This is a genomic window from Romboutsia sp. 13368, assembly GCF_018336475.1.
GTDB lineage: Bacteria > Bacillota > Clostridia > Peptostreptococcales > Peptostreptococcaceae > Romboutsia.
The window spans coordinates 1,622,591-1,623,667 of sequence record NZ_CP048741.1 but is presented as its reverse complement, the minus strand read 5'-3'; the positions used below and the strand labels follow the sequence as shown (position 1 = coordinate 1,623,667).

Genomic DNA, 1,077 nt, shown 5'->3' with positions numbered 1-1,077 from the left:
TGTATATTATATAAAAAATAGAAYTATTATAATGATTATCTATAAAAAATATGTTAAAATGTAGAAAAAAGGAATTTATAGGAGAARAATATGAAATATTTTAAAAGGATAGCACTAACATTAATTGCAATAATATTGGTAATTGGTTTAAGTGGTTTTGGATATGTATATTTTAAGTTAAATAAAATATATGTAAATAATGAAGTTGTAAAAAGTGAAGAAAAAGAAGAGGCTACTATAGTTGATGGTATAACTAATATTTTATTAGTTGRCACTGATGGAGAATATGTTGAAAAAGGAAACAGATCAGATGGAGTTATGCTTGTTACAATAGATAGTAATAATAAAGATATAAAAATAAGTTCTATAGCTCGTGATACATATGTTGATATACCAGGATATTCAAAAGAAAAAATGAATCATGCCTATGCATATGAGGGAATAGATCTTTTAAAGGAAGTTTTTAAAGAAAACTTTGATTTAGAAATTGATAAATATATCGCTGTAAACTTTACTTCATTTATGGATATTATAGATGAAATAGGTGGTGTAGTTGTTGATGTTCCAGAAAGTGGATTAGAAGCCATTAATTCAATGATTGATTCTTGTTATAATTACTATTCTGATAAAGATGATGTAGGTGAAAAAGAATACTTAACACAAGCTGGAACTCAAAGATTAAATGGGTATCAAGCTCTTGCTTTTAGTAGAATAAGATATACGGATAGTGCTTTTCATAGAGAAGCTAGACACAGAGAAGTTGCAGAAAGTGTTTAYAAGGAATTTGCACAACAAGGTATAGATACTTATAAAAGATGTGCTGATATAGTATTAGATAATACTAAAACTAATATAAGTCCTATTGAAATGATGAGCTTAGCTTATACAATGCTTAGTATAAATGATAAAGAGATAGAACAATTCCAATTTCCATTAGAAGAATATAGAAAAGGACATATTATAAGTAAGGAAAAAGGATGGGTTTTAGAATGGGATAGAGAACCTAACTTAGATGCTTGGCATAAGTTTATATTTGGAAAAGATCAAAATTAAAATTARTAGTTACTATTAKKTATR

General features: G+C 26.2%; 1 protein-coding gene. It reads left to right on the top strand.

What is annotated here, in order from left to right:
* Positions 1-90 precede the first annotated feature (90 nt).
* Positions 91-1,053, top strand: coding sequence for an LCP family protein (locus G3997_RS06485; RefSeq protein WP_296644639.1), 963 nt, complete (start codon positions 91-93; stop codon positions 1,051-1,053).
* The last annotated feature ends 24 nt before the right edge of the window (positions 1,054-1,077 follow it).